The organism is Vibrio sp. 10N.222.55.B11, from assembly GCF_041473705.1.
GTDB classification, from domain to species: Bacteria; Pseudomonadota; Gammaproteobacteria; order Enterobacterales; family Vibrionaceae; genus Vibrio; species Vibrio crassostreae_C.
Genome location: NZ_JBFRST010000018.1, coordinates 97,924 through 114,970 on the forward strand (window position 1 = coordinate 97,924; position 17,047 = coordinate 114,970).

Genomic DNA, 17,047 nt, shown 5'->3' on the forward strand with positions numbered 1-17,047 from the left:
TAATTTTCTGCCTTTATATCGAGCCAGCGACAAAGGCTTGTTCCAATAGCAGCGTTTTCAACTCATCACTCATATCTAGGTGTTCAGGGAATTGGATACCTAGCAACCGGCCTTGTCTTTGCCTTTTCTTACTTACCACCTTGTAGACAAGATCGTCATCTAAGTACTCATTTAAGTCAGAATTGACTTTTATCTTCCAGCCGACATCAATATCTGATTGCTGGGTAAGATAGATACCGCACCCTGACGCTGAAAAGTCGACTAGTGTGGCATCCAGCGACAAGGTATCAAAAGTGACTTCACAGCTGAGACGTACTTTATACCTTTCGTGTTCACGAATAGGCTTGGTTGCAAAGTTTGAGGGTGGGCGAAGGAAGATTAGATGTGCTGGAGAGGTGATATGAGCCAGTACATTGGTTTTGAACGCGACAATGTGCCCAAGTTCGGTGTCGGTAATCGCACGAACAATAATATCAACGTTTGTGAGCTTTCTCAGCGTCAGTGCTTCTGTCGCTTTTTGCGTAAGCTCTAGGATGAGGTACTGATCTTCTTTGTGTCCGATATAAAGTGTACTGATCTGGATTGAGTCGTCTGGGCCAAATTCCAATACACCTGCTGTTTTTGTACCTGGCTTTAGGTATCTGAACAGTTCTAAGTTTTTATCTTTATGCATATTCGTTACTGAACAATGTTAATCGTTTGATAAAATAATATAACGCCCTGATAAAACTATGTCATTAGTTTCATTGAAGTAATTAGCAGCGTACAACAAAAAAGTGAATCGCTATCTCAAGTAAACAACGGCTTACTCTTGTCTTAAAACAAGATACACTGCTGACAGATATATACTTGATGGAGAAATAGTAAATGGAACTGGAAACCTTATTGAATACTCTGGCTGAAACCCCAGAGGCCGTGCAATTTGAAGATACAATGCAAGTGATCGAAGCTCACTATGATTTTTCTGAGCGCGAATTTCGCAATGGTGAGGTAGTGAACGCTGCAGGGCAGAATAATGGTTCGTGTAAGATTTTTGCTTTTGGTTTAGAGCAAGGCCTATCAGCAGAGCAAACACTTGCTTGTTTTGGTCAATTTTATCGTAACGACGTGCTCGGTTTTCCTGAGAACAGCGACCATCAAAATATTCGTAACTTTATGGTTCATGGCTGGAATGGTATCCAGTTTTCTCAGCCTGCGCTGGTTGCAAAAGTGAAGTAGACACTAACCAGGTAACGATTAGGTCGAAATTTAATCTCAGTATTTTGAAGCGAGAAAACAACCTCTCGCTTTTTTTGTCTATGTTGAACTGGCTAGTAACTTGCTATCCAGTAACTTACTAAATGGGCTCTAAACTACTGAACGGGCAGACAAGCACTTACGACACATACAAACTCCAGCCTTTGGAATATCGCTAGTATCTCGTTTTTCTAACTCAAAACACCAACACGTCTCTTTGCCCGCACTGATATCGCATTGAGCTGGCTCATTACACTGTGGACATTGGTGAGTCGAACTCGCGCCACTAAGATTATCCATAACCGACGTTTGCTCTTCTTCAGATAAGCCTTTCCAACCTATAATTTCATCCATTGTTCGAAAGCAGCCACTACACATTCCGCCATTATTTTTACAAGCCGCTCGGCAAGGTGTTTTCATTTCTCTAACCTGTGATTCATTTGGGCTGAAATGTAGCATATTTGTTTCTTCTTGAAGAGCCGTTAAGCTAAGAAATTACTCAGTTAAATTTAGAAATGACCTCGTAATTTTTAGGCTTTTCATGTAGCATCTCGCCCCTTTTGTTGAGTGGGGGGATATTATGTTTATTGGATTTGATTATGGAACAGCGAACTGTTCTGTCGCGGCGATGGTTAATGGAGAGCCAAGCCTGTTACCGCTAGAAGGTAACAACCACTATATTCCCTCAACCGTGTTTGCGCCTACTCGTGAGAGTGTTTCTGAACATCTATTCCGCCACTTGAATATCAAGCCGAGTGATGCGATCGGTGAGCAAGTACTACGACGTGCGATTGCGCTGAACAGAGAAGAGAGTATCGACTTAGTGCCAGAAGACATGGCATTTGGTCAGGCTGCGTTGGACTTATATATAGAAGACCCTCGCGATGTTTATTATGTTAAGTCCCCTAAATCTTTCCTTGGCGCGAGTGGACTGCATGATGTGCAGGTGAGCTTTTTCGAAGATTTAGTGTGCGCCATGATGGCAAATATCAAGAATCAAGCCGAACTCACGACTCAAGAGCAGATCAAGCAAGCTGTTATCGGCCGACCAATTAACTTCCACGGTCGAGGTGGTGAAGAGGCGAACAGACAAGCTGAAGACATACTGTCTCGCGCAGCTAAGCGTGCCGGTTTCCTTGATATCGCTTTTCAATTTGAGCCCGTAGCCGCAGGCCTTGATTACGAAAGCACATTAACTGAAAACCAAACAGTATTGGTTGTTGATATTGGCGGTGGTACCACCGATTGCTCACTATTAGAAATGGGACCAACTTGGTCGGGTAAAGCGGATCGTACCCAGAGTTTGCTCGCACACAGTGGACAAAGGGTAGGGGGGAATGACCTCGATATCTATCTTGCGTTCAAACAACTGATGTCACCTTTTGGTATGGGTAGCAAAGGTATTTCGGGTATCGATATGCCATTGACGCAATTCTGGAATCCAATTGCGATTAATAATGTTGAAGCTCAAAAGAATTTCTATTCAAGAGAAAACCTAGCGGCACTAAAACTACTTCGCAAAGAAGCGTCAGAGCCTCAAAAGCTAGAACGTTTGATGAAGGTTTATCACGACACCTTGGGCTACGGTATTGTGCGTAGAGCGGAAGAGGCCAAGATTGCGCTGGCAGAATCCCCTCAATATCGTGCTGCGATTAATGTTGCCTCTGAACTGGTCGAGGTAGATATCTCAGTCGAACAGATGGTTGAAGCGATTGAAACACCAAAGTCTAAGATGATTGAGTTGGTTAAAGAAGCGATTCAACAAGGCCAGAAAAAGCCAGACGTAATCTACATGACGGGTGGTTCCGCTCGTTCACCGATACTTCGTGAAGCCGTACAACAAGCTGTGCCGAATGTACCGATTGTGAGTGGTAATTACTTCGGTTCAGTAACTGCAGGTTTAGCTCGTTGGGCTGAGGTTTGCTTCAAATAAGAGTTCAATGATGAGTTATGAAGGGCAACCAGTCGCTGATTGGTTGCCCTTTTTTTGTTTTTCTCTAATGAACTTTCTATTGAACGATTTTTCCTAGCTCATATTGGGATTTGTTTCACAAAGCTAAATATTTCAGCTGAGCTCTACGTGTTACAAAATGTTTCAAAGGCAAAGGCGAGCCTCTCGATGGTCTGATGAGTTACCTTGGGTTTAGATTTTTAATGCTTTTTTAGTGATTATAAAATCAAAAATAATCAAAGTATTTATCTCAAAGAATGAAAGGAGATCCCAGTAATTTTCGTGTTAATCAACTGTTTTAAAAGGTATTTTTGTTTTTTATAGTGCGATTTTTTTTATTTTATATATTTTAATGCAACTTTTTTGTCATTCGTATATTAGTGTTTGCCTACTTGTTAAATGCAGGTAACAACTTCTCCGTAAGCACGAGGTTGTTAGTGAATAACTCACCCAGTTACATAATGGATATGACAATGAATAAGAAACTTTTAGCGCTAGCAATTTCTGGTGCAGTATTTGGTACACAGGCAGTTGCTGTAGAACTTTACAACGAAGACGGCACAACATTCTCTGTTGGTGGTCACGTATCAGTTGCAGTTGGTGACGTAAACAGCGATGACCGTATCAGCGAAGACGATATCGGTGTTGAGTCAGTTTCTCCACGTATCAACTTCGGCGCAACTCACGATCTTGGTAATGGCTTTACAGCTGATGCTAAAGGCGAATGGGCGCTAAACATGCTTGACGGCGGCGACGAGTCATTCACAACTCGTCTTGGCTACATTGGTCTAACTCATGAAGACTTCGGTCGTGGTGTTGTTGGTACTCAATGGGCGCCATACTACAACGTTGCTGGTGTTGCAGATATGCCAATCGCATTCGCGAATGACTTCATCTACGACGATCACGGTAACCTAGGTACTGGTCGTGGCGAAGAGATGGTGAGTTACGGCAATGCTATCGATTTTGGTAACGCTGGTTCTCTAAACGTAGGTGTTGCATGGCAAGGCCGCAAGACTGATAAAGTTTCAGATACAAACACAAACAAATACGGTAACCGTGCTCAAATTGCATTGAACTACGCAATTGCTGATTTCACAGCAAACTACGCATACAACACTGGTGACGTTACATTTGGTAACATTGGCGGTGGTTCTAAAACTGCTGATTCTAACGTAGTGAGTGCTACTTACGGTTCTTACGGTTCTGAAGGTCTATTCTTAGCTGGTGTTTATGCTATGAATAACTACATGAACTCAAGCTCTGGTGTTGCTTTAGAAGAGACAGTTGCAGTTGAATTACTTGCTTCTTACGCACTTTCTAACAGTCTGAACTTAAGCGTTAACTACGAAGCGGTAGAAGACGACAAGAACAGCGAAACTGTATACAGCACTTCAGCTCTACAAGCTGAATACAACTTCACATCTCAGTTCGTAGGCTTTGCTGGTTACCAGTTCGACCTACAAGGTTCTGGCGTGTACAAAGAAAAAGCTGATGACCAGTGGCTACTTGGTGCTCGTTACTACCTATAAGTCGCAGACTTATTTAGCATAGTGTTGACTCCTTAAGTTTACCTTTTAGGATACTGTCCTAGACACCATGCTAAGCCCTCTCAAGCCTTTGGTTTGAGAGGGCTTCTTTCGTTTTAATGCTCTTCAAATTTAACTGCCTACTTTAGTTTCATTTTCTCTAATTTATGTAAGCCGATGACTCTATTCCTGCTGGGTCGGTCGAGGTATACACCGATATTTACCTAAAAGTATTCAAATCAATGAATTGAGCTCAAGATCAGAATTTAGAGATCGGTAATCATCTTGTCGAAGACTCTCATTTTATGATGCGCTAAACTCTGCTCTCTAAAAATAGTTCAGGGATAAACTATGAGCAGCGTTGTAGATCAGAAACAATTGATGAAGTCGAAACGAACAGCAACCCCAACAAAAGTACTGTGTGTTGGGCGTAACTATGTCGATCACATTGAAGAACTTAACAATGCGATTCCTGACTCTATGGTGGTGTTTAATAAACCAAGCACCAGCGTGACTTCCTCTCTTTCTTCGTTTCATCAAGAAGCACTGCACTATGAAGCTGAAATCTGCTTTATCGTTGAAAATGGCCAATACTCAGCCGTGGGCTTAGGGTTAGACCTCACCAAGCGTGAGTTGCAAAGTAGCTTAAAAGCGAAAGGCTTACCTTGGGAACGCGCCAAAGCTTTTGATGGCTCAGCCGTATTTAGTCGCTTTGTTCCAATTGATAACTTAGACCTTGCAGACTTAAACCTAGAGTTGTTTATTAACTGTGTTCGTGTTCAGAAAGGACATGTTGAGCAGATGCTTTACTCTCCAAAAACTATCCTAGAAGAGCTGTCTTCTTATACCACCTTACTAGACGGCGATGTTGTGATGACAGGTACGCCAAAAGGTGTTGGGGCCGTACATCGAGGCGATATCTTCCTTGGTCGCCTAAAGTGTGGCGATACGACATTGATTGAGATCGAATGGGTAGCAAGTTAATTAGTCTTTTCTATTTAGTTAATAAATTGGCTTTGTCGCTTAATGTTGGTTTTTAATTCGATTAAATAAACGTCGAACAACTGATTGCATCTGGAAGGGTGTTGGTAATTGATATAAAATCCGCCTCCGTTTTTATCAATGCTGACCCTCATGATCGACTTAACCATTTTACCTGTCTACCTGACTGCCGTTGTTGCACTTCTTCTTTTACCTGGCCCTGATATGTTACTGATTGCGAGTTCAAGCATGAGCTATGGCCGTAAGGTCGGCGTGTTTGCAAGCCTAGGTAATGCGACTTCTGGAATCATTCTGACAGTATTAGCGGCTATGGGTGTATCAGCGTTGATCGCAATGAGCCCAATAGCGCTTAAAGCTCTACATTTGTTAGGCGGCGCGTACTTGTTGAAGATGGGATGGGACTGCCTGCGAACAGAGCTGGGTAACGCGCCTGAGTTAAGCGATAACTTTGCAGCAAAAGCCTACTATCAAAGAGCGCTAATCAGTAACCTGCTTAATCCTAAAGCCTTGGTTTTCTTTGTGATGTTTCTGCCTCAGTTTGTGTCGACGAATATTGAAGCGACTTCCGGTCAGCAGATGCTTGTTCTGGGTTTATTACTGAATGTTCTCGGCTTAACGTTTAACTTTTTGCTGGTGGCGTTAGTGGGTACGATTGGTAAATCTCTCGTAGAAAACGCGAAGTTTCGTACCTATCAACAGAAAGTCATGGGCGGAGTTTTCATCGTGTTAGCTATCTGGATGTTGTCTTCTTTCTTTACTTCGTAGACGAATCAAATCAGACATCTTCTCGTGGTTAGCCGCTGAGACAAAAATGGACGCTACGAGCGTCCATTTTTTATATTTAACCGTTACATGTTGAACGCGCTAAATCGCTATGAATTCAACTCTTGTTGGTGTTGTTCAATCAGTTTCTCCATGTACTTCTCACCGCGCAGGCGAGTGTCTTCGTAGGTTTCTGTCCCTTCAAATTTTGTCACCGTCTCATAGTAGATCTTAACTTTTGGCTCAGTACCGGAAGGTCTTACGATAATGCGTGAACCATCTTCGAGATGATAGATGAGTACGTCACTTGCAGGCAGGTTAATGGCTTCAGTATTGCCTCCAATGACGAAGCGTAAAGAAGACTGCAAATCTTCAATTACAGAGATAGCGACACCGTTGATTGCTTTAGGCTGTGCCGAGCGGAGCTTAGAACCAATCGATGGTGAATCTGGGTCTAGTGCAATACTTCGCTGAGCGTTGGTATGAACCCCATGTTCAAATGAAATTTGAGCGAGAAGATCCCAAACTGTTCGACCTTGAGATTTTAACTCCTCAACCAATTGAGCAAACACGACAATAGCAGACAGCCCATCTTTGTCTCGTACTTGAGTACCAATTGTGTAGCCTAATGCTTCTTCATAGGCGAACAAGAAGTCGTCCTGATCATTTTCCAATTGCATGCCAATATTCGCTAACCATTTAAAACCTGTCAGCGTTTGGAAATAAGTCGCCCCGTGGGATTGAGCTACTTTTTCAAGCAATGTTGAAGATACGATACTGTTACCAACTAATTGGTTTTTGGTATGTGGCTTTGAGAGTAGATAATGAGCGAATAGCACGCCGACTTGGTCACCTGTTAGCATTTTGTATGAGCCATCATCTGTTCTCACTGCAACCGCAAATCGGTCTGCATCTGGATCGTTGGCACAAGCAATGTCGGCATCGACACTTTTTGCTAAGTTAACCACCAGATCCATCGCGCCTTTTTCTTCCGGATTCGGGAAGTTGACGGTCGGGAAGTTACCATCGGGCTCTCTTTGCTCGGCGACGCTGAACACCTTATGGAAACCAGAATCGTGAAGTAGATCCTCGGCCATTTGTGCGCCGACACCATGCATTGCGGTATAGGTGATGGTGGTGTTCGCCGATTCGATCTCGTCACTCACGTATGGGCTCTGATTGATCGCAGCGCGGTACGTTTGATAATAGCCTTCAGTTAACCACACCAACTTACCTTGCGTCTCAGCGTCACTTAGGCTCATTAAAGGGAGCGGCTTGGTCGATGCGATATCGATTTCAGCGGCAATACCCGCATCGTGAGGAGGAATGATTTGAGCGCCATTCTCCCAGTACACTTTGAAACCATTGTATTCCGGTGGGTTGTGGCTGGCCGTCACCACAACGGCAGCTGCGGCGTTGAAGTGCTCAATACCAAAGGCAACGATAGGGGTCGCCGCGACGTTCGAGGTTAGATAAACCTTAATGCCTAAAGCCGTGAGTACGGAAGCGGTATCAATCGCGAACTGCTTTGAATCTAAACGGCCGTCATAACCGACGACCACACCGCGAATGGTCGCATTAGCGACATGTTCGATTAAGTAGTGGCCGAGCCCGGTTGCTGTTTCCTGTATGACTAAACGGTTCATTCGATTTGGGCCGCATCCAACTTTGCCTCTAAGTCCTGCCGTTCCGAACTCTAATCGTTGAGTAAAGCGGTCTTCAAGTTCGTCGTGCATTCCCTCATCGATGAGGTGTTGAAGTTCTTCACGAGTTCTTGGATCTGGGTCTCTCGCTAACCAATTCATTGCATCTTGCATAATCACTAAACCTATTAATGTCTGTATGACTTACCGTTGATTTAATTTAAGTGATATTAATTCTCATTTCCATGAAAGCAATCGTAAAACTCGATATAAAATAAATTCCAACGGCAAGAGGGCACGTAGATTAAGCCACTTCAAATAATTGACTGTTTAGTAAGTAAACTTACCTTGAATAATTGGATATCACTAACTAGCCTTTTACATAAATATAACAAAATTTAACAAATTCGCCGTTTTTGAATCTTTCATGGAAACCTTCAACGCTTTTGAACCGTATTACTTCTTAGGTTATATGAGGTCAATAGCCCGTTCACAGGCTAGTTCCATGTGAGTTGTAGATTGAGATTCAGCCTTTTCATGTGTAGCCGGAATAACAATGAATGTTGTCCAGCTCGCAACGACATTTAGGTCGCAAGTATCCAATTAGGAAGGATAAGGAGAGATCTTTTGAAGAGATTACTGGTTAGGCTAGCGTGGCTTTTGAAGAGTTTTGTTGTGCTTTTAGTATCGCCTTTAGTGCACGCAAGCAGTGATTACAACATGACTCAAGGCGTCACTGAGATCAGTGGTAAGGTGTATGAACTTCATATGCTGATCTTCTACATCTGTTGTGCGATTGCCTTTGTTGTTTTTGGTGTGATGTTTTATTCGATTTTGAGGCACAGGAAATCGAAGGGCGCAGTTGCTGCCCATTTTCATGAAAGCACGAAAGTCGAAATTCTTTGGACCATCATCCCTATCATCATCCTCATCGCTATGGCGATACCTGCCACCAAAACCTTGATCGCGATGGAAGATACCTCCCAATCAGATCTGACCGTTAAAATCACTGGTTCACAATGGAAATGGCATTACAGCTATTTTGGTGAAGACGTCGAATTTTTCAGCCTTCTAGCGACCAGTGACAAAGAGATTGAAGGCCTCGAAGTGAAAGGCGCGCATTACTTGCTAGAAGTTGATAAGCCACTTGTACTGCCTGTTGATCGTAAAGTCCGTTTCTTGATGACTTCCGACGATGTGATTCACTCATGGTGGGTGCCAGCATTCGCCGTTAAGAAAGATACCATTCCGGGTTTTATTAACGAGGCTTGGACAAAGATAGATGAGCCCGGTGTCTACCGCGGGCAGTGTGCAGAGTTGTGTGGCCGCGCTCATGGTTTCATGCCGATAGTGGTACATGCCATGGCAGAAGACGAGTTTGACGCATGGCTAGCAGAACAGAAAGAGTTAGCGATAGCTGAACAACAAGCCGCGAAAGATGCATTAGATGCGTCACTTTCCTTGGCGGAGTTGAATACCATCGGTGAAGAGGTTTACAAAACTCGATGTGCGGTTTGTCACCAAGCAAACGGTGAGGGCATTCCTGGAGCATTCCCTGCCATCAAAGGAAGTCCTATTGCCCTTGGTGATGTGGATGTTCATATCGACACAATTGTTTATGGTCGTGGCGGTACGGCGATGCAAGCATTCGATAATCAGTTAACCGAGAAAGAGATCGCAGCGGTAGTAACTTATCAACGAAACGCTTGGGGTAATGATACCGGCGATATTGTTCAGGCCTCAGATATCAACGCTTATAAGGCGAAGCAAGAAGGCAGTTCTGAAAGCTCAACGGATGATGCACAAAATGATGCTAAGGATCAGTTATGAGTTCACCAATCAATAAGCCGGTGAAATCGGCTCCAGCAGAAGATCAAGTACTGAGCCATTCTGCGGAAGGCACCTTGGGCAATAATGATTTGCCTGTTGATGATCACGATTCACATGCGGCACCTAAAGGCTGGGCTCGTTGGCTGTATTCAACCAATCATAAAGACATTGGTACACTTTATTTGTGGTTCAGCTTTGCAATGTTCTTAACGGGCGGCGCAATGGCGATGGTGATCCGTGCGGAGCTGTTCCAACCGGGTTTGCAACTCGTTGAGCCAGATTTCTTCAATCAGATGACTACAGTCCATGGTTTAATCATGGTATTCGGTGCCGTAATGCCTGCATTTACGGGTTTGGCTAACTGGATGATTCCGATGATGATCGGTGCACCAGATATGGCGCTGCCGAGAATGAACAACCTCAGTTTCTGGATCTTGCCTTTTGCGTTTCTAATCTTAATCGGATCTTTGTTTACAGAGGGTGGCGGCCCGAGCTTTGGTTGGACCTTCTACGCGCCACTCTCGACAACTTATGGCCCAGACAGTACCGCGCTATTCGTATTCTCAGTTCATATTATGGGGATCAGTTCGATCATGGGGGCGATTAACGTGATCGTAACCATAGTGAACATGCGCGCACCGGGCATGACTTGGTTCAAGCTACCGATGTTCGTATGGACTTGGTTAATTACCGCTTTCTTGCTGATAGCCGTGATGCCCGTGCTCGCGGGTGCGGTGACCATGGTACTGACTGACAAATATTTTGGGACTAGTTTCTTTGATGCCGCTGGTGGTGGTGATCCCGTCATGTTCCAGCACATATTCTGGTTCTTTGGGCACCCCGAAGTGTACATCATGATCTTGCCGTCTTTTGGTATTGTCTCAGCCATCATCCCTGCATTCAGTGGTAAGCGCCTGTTTGGTTATCACTCGATGGTTTATGCGACCTGTAGTATCGCACTGTTGTCATTTTTGGTTTGGGCACACCACATGTTCACCACGGGTATGCCAGTATTTGCCGAACTGTTCTTCATGTATTGCACCATGTTGATAGCGGTGCCGACCGGTGTGAAAGTCTTCAACTGGGTGGCGACCATGTGGCGCGGTGCTTTGACCTTTGAAACACCAATGCTGTTTGCGATTGCCTTCATTGTTTTGTTTACGATTGGCGGGTTATCTGGATTGATGCTCGCTATCGTGCCAGCTGATTTCCAATACCACGATACTTATTTTGTTGTGGCTCACTTCCATTATGTTCTGGTAACCGGTGCCGTGTTCTCGATTATGGCTGCTGCCTATTATTGGCTGCCTAAGTGGACCGGACATATGTACGACCACAAGCTCAGCCTGTGGCATTTCTGGACGTCGGTGATTTCAGTTAATGTACTGTTTTTCCCGATGCACTTTTTAGGGTTAGCGGGTATGCCGCGTCGTATTCCTGATTATGCGATTCAGTTTGCTGACGTTAACCAAGTCGTGTCGATTGGTGGTTTTGCGTTTGGGTTGTCTCAGCTAATTTTCTTATGGCTAGCGATTAAGTGCGTAAGAGGGGGAGAGCCTGCGCCAAGTAAGCCTTGGGATAGAGCTGAAGGTCTTGAATGGACAGTACCAAGCCCTGCGCCTCACCACACCTTTACCCATCCGCCGAAAGTGGATTAGAGGGCAGAACCATGAGTGATAAGCAAAGCGATCCCAATCAAGATAAAAAACAACCTAAGCGCCTGTCTAATAAGCGATCGACCAAAAAGCTGACGGGCTACTTGGTGTTGAGCGTGGTTGCGATGTTTTGCTTCGGTTTCGCTTTGGTGCCGCTCTACGATGTCATGTGTGAGGCCTTAGGCATCAATGGCAAAACTAATACTGTTTCAGCGGTGCAACCTCAGGGAATGCAGCCAGACTACTCTCGTACGGTTCGAGTCGAATTCATGTCCCACATCAAGCCAGATATGCCATGGCAGTTTTCGCCTGAAGTTCGAGTGTTAGAGGTTCATCCTGGTGAGGTGGTTCAAACTAACTACATTGCCAAAAACCTTTCTGGAGCCTCATTGGTTGGCCAAGCCGTACCGTCGGTTTCTCCAGGTATGGGGGCAACCTACTTCAATAAGATGGAATGCTTTTGCTTTAATCAGCAGCCATTGGACGGGCACAAGAGCGCAGAAATGGGTTTGATATTTTACATTGAGCCAGATATTCCAGAATCGATACATACGCTGACGCTCTCTTACACATTATTCAATATCACGAATGAGGTGGGTGCTGCGGCCAATAAATCTGAGCCTAACGTACTCGCAAGTAACTAGGAATTTACAGAACCAGTATCAACATAAGGAGTTGAGCGATGAGTTCTAAAAAGGAAGTGTATTTCGTTCCACATCAAAGTCACTGGCCATTGGTGGGTGCTGTAGCACTGTTTTTGGTCGCGGTTGGCGCTGGCTTGACGGTGCAAAACATGGGTACCGACGCCGCAGGTGGTGTGTTTGGCAAAGCGGTGTTGTTAGTCGGGTTTGCTGTGCTGCTTTACATGCTCGCAGGTTGGTTTAGCAATGTGATCACAGAATCATTGAGTGGTCTCTATTCTGAGCAGATTTCTCGTTCTTTTAGACAAGGAATGAGTTGGTTCATCTTTTCCGAAATCATGTTCTTTGGCGCTTTCTTTGGCGCGCTTTTCTATGCTCGAATGATTTCTGTGCCTTGGATTGGTGGTGCGGGCAATAATGAAATGACCCATGAAGTATTGTGGCCGATGTTCCAATCAATTTGGCCACTAACGACGACCCCTGATGGCGTAACGACACAAGCCATGCCTTGGCAAGGTATCCCGCTTAAGAACACCATTATTCTGCTGCTTTCCTCTGTGACGCTGCACATGGCACATATCAGTCTTGAACAAAATAAGCGTATGGCTTTGATCGTGTGGTTGGAGATAACCATTGTTCTGGCTGGCTTCTTCCTGTTCTTCCAAGTTGAAGAGTATCTTCACGCTTATCAAGAGATGGGGCTGACACTTCAGTCTGGCATCTACGGTAATACCTTCTTTTTGCTTACTGGGTTTCATGGCTTACATGTCTGTTTAGGGACGATCTTTTTGATTGTGTTGCTGGCAAGGGTTGCGAAAGACCACTTCACTCCGAAAGACCACTTTGCGTTCCAAGCGGGCAGTTGGTATTGGCACTTTGTTGATGTGGTTTGGTTAGGCCTGTTTGTATTTGTCTATGTGCTTTAACTGCTGAGCCTATCGGGGATTAATAGGGGCGAGGGTTAGGAGTTATCACTCCTGATCCCAAAGCAAGTAATAAAAGTAGCACGACAACGGCTGACCACATGACACGACGACCCAAGAAGTAACTGAGTCTTTTTCCATTGTGTTTACCTGAGGCGATTTGGATTAGACCTTTCATCAAATTGAAAGCGATAAAAAACAGCAAAGCGACCAATACGACTTTAAATAACAGAACAAAGGTAGATGACGCCATAGTGATAACTCCAAACCGATTGATTGATGATGAACACAAGTTCCGCAGTAAAGGTTTTTGGATAGCGGTTGTTTTAACTGTGGTTTCAGTCGGCGCTTTAATCAAGTTAGGTTTATGGCAACTCGATCGTGGTAACGAGAAATTACGTTATGAACAGCAACTATCAGAAAGAGCGCAGCAATCGTTTAGGTCATTGGACACGGTTATCTCTGAATGGAAGGGCTCGCGTACACAAGCCCAAGGTACATCTGAACAGCAGTTTTTAAATGGTTTGAAGGTTGATGTTGAATTGGAAATACCAAGTGGTTTGGTGGTCTTGTTAGACAATCAGATTAACCAAGGAACGGTGGGGTATGTGATTTACATGTTGGGTGAGGTTCAATCTAAAGAGCAAGGCAACCAGCTTTTACACGAAAAGCAGTTATTGATCGATCTTGGGTTTGTTCCGGCAAGTAATGACAGAAGAGAACTACCGCAATTAGGAAGTATCACTGTACCAACCAAAATGTCAGGGCGCTTGTATACACGCTCAATTAATCCTTTAAGTCATGAGTTGGGTTTAGAAAATACGACACCGAATAGAATCCAAAACCTAAACATAGCAGCGTTATCACAGTATACAGGACAAGAAGTGCTGCCCTTTGTCTTCCAACCTCAGAGTTTAGATTCATGGCCCTATGAAATGTTATGGCGTCCAACGGCGATGAGGTCTGAGAAGCATTTTGGTTACTCATTTCAATGGTTTGTTATGGCTGCGGTACTTTTGTTTTTGATGTTGTTGATTGGCTATCGGTACCTAAAAGCAACACCTATCACGAGGAATAAGGATGGATAAACCTCAAGCACAAGTGAACAGGGAAATTACCGAGGCAAACATGGCTGAGCTCAGAAGCCGTCGTACTAAAGGACGCTTGGTATTAATCGGACTCGTTTTAATTTTCGCTTTGCCAGCCATTATCGCCAAAACTGTGTTGGATCAGAATTGGTATACGTCAGGTGTCACTAACTCAGGCGAATTGGTAGAACCAAGAATTACACTAGCGGATTTCGGCGTAACGGTACCCATGGCAGGAGAGGGTTGGGTTGTGGGTTATATCGCTCCCACAGAGTGTGAAAGCTTATGCGAACAACAACTCCATTATTTGAATCAAAGTTACTTGGCGCTAGGGAAAAACAAAGAGCGAGTGACCGCCGTTGTTTTCGTCTCAGAAGGTAACTCGTTGTCGGGTTCGCTCAACAAGCCTGATTTATCTTTGTTAGCAGGTGGTGATCAATTAAGTACTGAGTTTGCACCCGCTTCCATTGTCATAATTGACCCACTCGGGCAATTGGTTATGGAATACAAAAGTGTTTCTGATCCTTCGCAGCTAGTCAGCCAATCTAAAGGCTTGATTCATGATCTAAGAAAGCTGCTTAAACTGTCACGAGTTGGGTAGTTAATCAGCTTAAGTTGATAAGCTTGAGTTAATGAGCTTTAGCAGATTGCGTTAATGCTGAGTGTTGTTAGTGCAAAGGGAATAAGTATAGGGAGATAAACGATGCAGAATAAAGCCCCTGATTTACTCATGCACATGATGAGATTAACTATCTTGTTAACCCTTACCGTGATTGTGCTCGGAGCTTATACACGCCTGTCTGATGCTGGCCTTGGCTGTCCTGACTGGCCGGGTTGTTACGGTAAGATCACCGTTCCGTCTGATGCCCAAGCGGTGAGTCAAGCCAATCTGCAATTTCCAGAGCGAGCTCTTGAAGCAGACAAAGCGTGGATAGAGATGATCCATCGCTACTTTGCAGGAACATTAGGGTTGCTTATCTTTGTCGTTGTAGCTTGGTGTATTAAAAAGAACATCACACCAGTTGGTCTTCCATTACTTATCTCTGCCACTGTGATTTTTCAGGCTTTGCTTGGAATGTGGACGGTGACTCTTAAGTTGATGCCCGTTGTGGTTATGGCGCATTTGATGGGGGGTTTCACGTTGCTGTCACTGTTGTGTCTGCTCTACTGCCGTTTGTCTCAATTCCAAAGCCGTTTTGGTGAGGCTTCTTATTCTCCAACACTTAAATTTTGGGCGTTGTTTGGGTTACTCATTGTGGTTGGGCAGATACTGCTTGGTGGTTGGACATCGTCAAACTATGCCGCTTTGGTGTGTACCCAATTGCCTATTTGTGAAGGTAACTGGATGAGCTACCTCGATTTCAAAAATGCGTTCGATTTTGCTCAACACGGACACGATAACTATGAGTTTGGTGTGTTGGAGTATCCCGCGAGGCTTACCATACATGTCATGCACAGGTTCGGGGCTATTGTGGCGACATTAACGGTGCTGATGGTCGTGTACCAGTTATGGAAGTTTGGCCAAGTGCCTCACCAAAAGCTGAGCATGATTGTCGCAATAGTGTTGTTTACTCAAATCAGCCTTGGGATCAGTAATGTATGGTTTCACCTGCCAATCTCAGTTGCGGTTTTGCATAACCTAGTCGCAGTAATGTTGCTCATCAGCATGGTTGTAACCAATTTTGTGGTGTGGCAACGCAAACCGAGTGAGAGCTTGGTGAAGAACAGTGTATTACAAGGAGGTAATCATGGTCAGTAGAACGTCAACACAGTATGAAGTGGTGGCTCAAGACGCAGCCTTAACTCATAAGATAACAGCCAATAATGACATAACTTTAAGTAACGAAAAGGCTGAAAAAAACAAAGCCACTTGGAAAGTTTATTTAACGCTGACTAAGCCTAAAGTGGTGGCTTTGATGTTGCTGACAGCATTGGTTGGGATGTGTTTGGCCGTGCCGAATGGATTGCCTTTGCAACAAACTCTGTTCGGAATGATTGGGATAGGGTTAATGGCAGGTTCAGCGGCTGCGTTTAACCATTTGATCGATAAAAAGATCGACGGCCAGATGACTCGAACAAATCGACGCCCTTTACCATCCGGTGAGCTGAGTAGTGTGCGTGTGTTTAGCTTTGCAGCAGGTATCGGCTTATTTGGGTTCGCTACGTTAGTGGTGTGGGTCAATCAACTCACGGCTTGGCTAACCTTTGCAAGTCTATTGGGCTATGCGGTCATCTATACCATGTACTTGAAGCGAGCGACGCCACAGAACATCGTAATTGCAGGGATAGCTGGCGCAATGCCACCGTTATTGGGCTGGACGGCAGTCACCAACGAGCTGCATTCAAATGCTTGGTTGTTGGTGATGATCATCTTTATTTGGACGCCTCCTCATTTCTGGGCGTTGGCAATTCATCGTCGTGATGAGTATGCCAAAGTGAACATCCCCATGTTGCCTGTGACTCACGGAATCGAATACACCAAGACGTCTATTCTTCTGTATACCTTTTTGCTTAGCATCGTGTGTATATTGCCTGTATTGGTTGGCATGAGCAGCTGGATATATTTGAGCGCTTCTTTGGTTCTCAACGGCGGTTTTATTTATCACGCTTGGGTACTTAAATATCGTGATGAACCTAATATGGCGATGAAGACCTTTAAGTTCTCCATCTATCATCTCATGATCTTGTTTGTCGCTCTGTTGGCGGACCACTATCTACTTTGATAACTGATGCTTCAGCTGTTACAGAATAAGAAAACGGATGCTTTGGGCATCCGTTTTTGTTTGG

General features: G+C 44.5%; 17 protein-coding genes. 13 read left to right on the forward strand and 4 right to left on the reverse strand.

Going from position 1 to position 17,047, the window contains the following annotated elements:
- Positions 1 to 13: 13 nt before the first annotated feature.
- Positions 14 to 673 carry a PilZ domain-containing protein gene (locus tag AB4503_RS07430; protein ID WP_102332012.1) on the reverse strand — a complete coding sequence of 220 codons (660 nt, stop codon included), beginning with the start codon at positions 671 to 673 and terminating at the stop codon, positions 14 to 16.
- A 194-nt stretch (positions 674 to 867) separates the two neighbouring features.
- On the opposite strand from AB4503_RS07430, the gene AB4503_RS07435 reads away from it, so the two are divergent.
- A complete protein-coding gene (locus AB4503_RS07435) occupies positions 868 to 1,218 on the forward strand; it encodes a HopJ type III effector protein (RefSeq protein ID WP_017061764.1) in 351 nt (116 codons plus the stop codon).
- A 129-nt stretch (positions 1,219 to 1,347) separates the two neighbouring features.
- Here AB4503_RS07435 and AB4503_RS07440 read toward each other — a convergent pair whose 3' ends face one another.
- Positions 1,348 to 1,656 carry a DUF1289 domain-containing protein gene (locus tag AB4503_RS07440; RefSeq protein ID WP_372114136.1) on the reverse strand — a complete coding sequence of 103 codons (309 nt, stop codon included), beginning with the start codon at positions 1,654 to 1,656 and terminating at the stop codon, positions 1,348 to 1,350.
- Between the two features lie 160 nt (positions 1,657 to 1,816).
- On the opposite strand from AB4503_RS07440, the gene yegD reads away from it, so the two are divergent.
- The 4 genes from yegD to AB4503_RS07460 all read left to right on the forward strand — a co-directional run bounded on the left by yegD (position 1,817) and on the right by AB4503_RS07460 (position 6,483).
- Entirely contained in the window at positions 1,817 to 3,169 is a 1,353-nt protein-coding gene (gene yegD, locus AB4503_RS07445; protein WP_372114138.1) for a molecular chaperone, read from the forward strand.
- A gap of 491 nt (positions 3,170 to 3,660) precedes the next feature.
- Positions 3,661 to 4,719 carry a porin gene (locus AB4503_RS07450; protein WP_017066091.1) on the forward strand — a complete coding sequence of 353 codons (1,059 nt, stop codon included), beginning with the start codon at positions 3,661 to 3,663 and terminating at the stop codon, positions 4,717 to 4,719.
- Positions 4,720 to 5,067: 348 nt separating this feature from the next.
- A complete protein-coding gene (locus AB4503_RS07455) occupies positions 5,068 to 5,700 on the forward strand; it encodes a fumarylacetoacetate hydrolase family protein (protein WP_065585012.1) in 633 nt (210 codons plus the stop codon).
- 150 nt (positions 5,701 to 5,850) lie between these two features.
- Positions 5,851 to 6,483, forward strand: coding sequence for a LysE family translocator (locus AB4503_RS07460; RefSeq protein WP_372114141.1), 633 nt, complete (start codon positions 5,851 to 5,853; stop codon positions 6,481 to 6,483).
- A 107-nt stretch (positions 6,484 to 6,590) separates the two neighbouring features.
- Here the strand turns inward: AB4503_RS07460 and AB4503_RS07465 are convergent, their stop codons facing one another.
- On the reverse strand, positions 6,591 to 8,297 hold the full coding sequence (locus AB4503_RS07465) for a phospho-sugar mutase (RefSeq protein WP_372114142.1): 1,707 nt from the start codon (positions 8,295 to 8,297) through the stop codon (positions 6,591 to 6,593).
- A gap of 453 nt (positions 8,298 to 8,750) precedes the next feature.
- Between AB4503_RS07465 and coxB the strand changes: the two genes are divergently transcribed.
- From coxB to AB4503_RS07485, 4 genes are read left to right on the forward strand one after another with little or no spacing between them, the layout of a single operon-like run.
- The gene (coxB, locus tag AB4503_RS07470) at positions 8,751 to 9,953 is read left to right on the forward strand and encodes a cytochrome c oxidase subunit II (RefSeq protein WP_048612909.1); all 1,203 of its coding nucleotides are present in this window, start codon (positions 8,751 to 8,753) and stop codon (positions 9,951 to 9,953) included.
- The gene (gene ctaD, locus AB4503_RS07475) at positions 9,950 to 11,611 is read left to right on the forward strand and encodes a cytochrome c oxidase subunit I (RefSeq protein WP_017061756.1); all 1,662 of its coding nucleotides are present in this window, start codon (positions 9,950 to 9,952) and stop codon (positions 11,609 to 11,611) included. The genes coxB and ctaD overlap by 4 nt, the downstream gene beginning before the upstream one ends.
- Before the next feature lie 11 nt (positions 11,612 to 11,622).
- Positions 11,623 to 12,252 (forward strand): cytochrome c oxidase assembly protein, encoded by a 630-nt coding sequence (locus tag AB4503_RS07480; protein ID WP_017064839.1) that lies wholly within the window; start codon positions 11,623 to 11,625, stop codon positions 12,250 to 12,252.
- A gap of 38 nt (positions 12,253 to 12,290) precedes the next feature.
- Positions 12,291 to 13,175: a cytochrome c oxidase subunit 3 gene (locus AB4503_RS07485; protein WP_009845661.1), complete on the forward strand. Its 885-nt coding sequence runs from the start codon at positions 12,291 to 12,293 to the stop codon at positions 13,173 to 13,175.
- 19 nt (positions 13,176 to 13,194) lie between these two features.
- Here AB4503_RS07485 and AB4503_RS07490 read toward each other — a convergent pair whose 3' ends face one another.
- A complete protein-coding gene (locus AB4503_RS07490; RefSeq protein ID WP_017066085.1) occupies positions 13,195 to 13,425 on the reverse strand; it encodes a DUF2909 family protein in 231 nt (76 codons plus the stop codon).
- A 1-nt stretch (position 13,426) separates the two neighbouring features.
- Here AB4503_RS07490 and AB4503_RS07495 point away from each other — a divergent pair, with 1 nt between their 5' ends.
- The 4 genes from AB4503_RS07495 (at position 13,427) to cyoE (ending at position 16,983) form a co-directional block, all read left to right on the forward strand.
- On the forward strand, positions 13,427 to 14,260 hold the full coding sequence (locus AB4503_RS07495; protein WP_367613547.1) for an SURF1 family protein: 834 nt from the start codon (positions 13,427 to 13,429) through the stop codon (positions 14,258 to 14,260).
- Complete coding sequence (locus tag AB4503_RS07500; RefSeq protein WP_372114145.1) at positions 14,253 to 14,861, forward strand: hypothetical protein; 609 nt, start codon at positions 14,253 to 14,255, stop codon at positions 14,859 to 14,861. The genes AB4503_RS07495 and AB4503_RS07500 overlap by 8 nt, the downstream gene beginning before the upstream one ends.
- Before the next feature lie 102 nt (positions 14,862 to 14,963).
- Positions 14,964 to 16,019: a heme A synthase gene (locus AB4503_RS07505; protein ID WP_372114146.1), complete on the forward strand. Its 1,056-nt coding sequence runs from the start codon at positions 14,964 to 14,966 to the stop codon at positions 16,017 to 16,019.
- Positions 16,009 to 16,983: a heme o synthase gene (cyoE, locus tag AB4503_RS07510; protein ID WP_372114148.1), complete on the forward strand. Its 975-nt coding sequence runs from the start codon at positions 16,009 to 16,011 to the stop codon at positions 16,981 to 16,983. The genes AB4503_RS07505 and cyoE overlap by 11 nt, the downstream gene beginning before the upstream one ends.
- Positions 16,984 to 17,047: the final 64 nt, after the last annotated feature.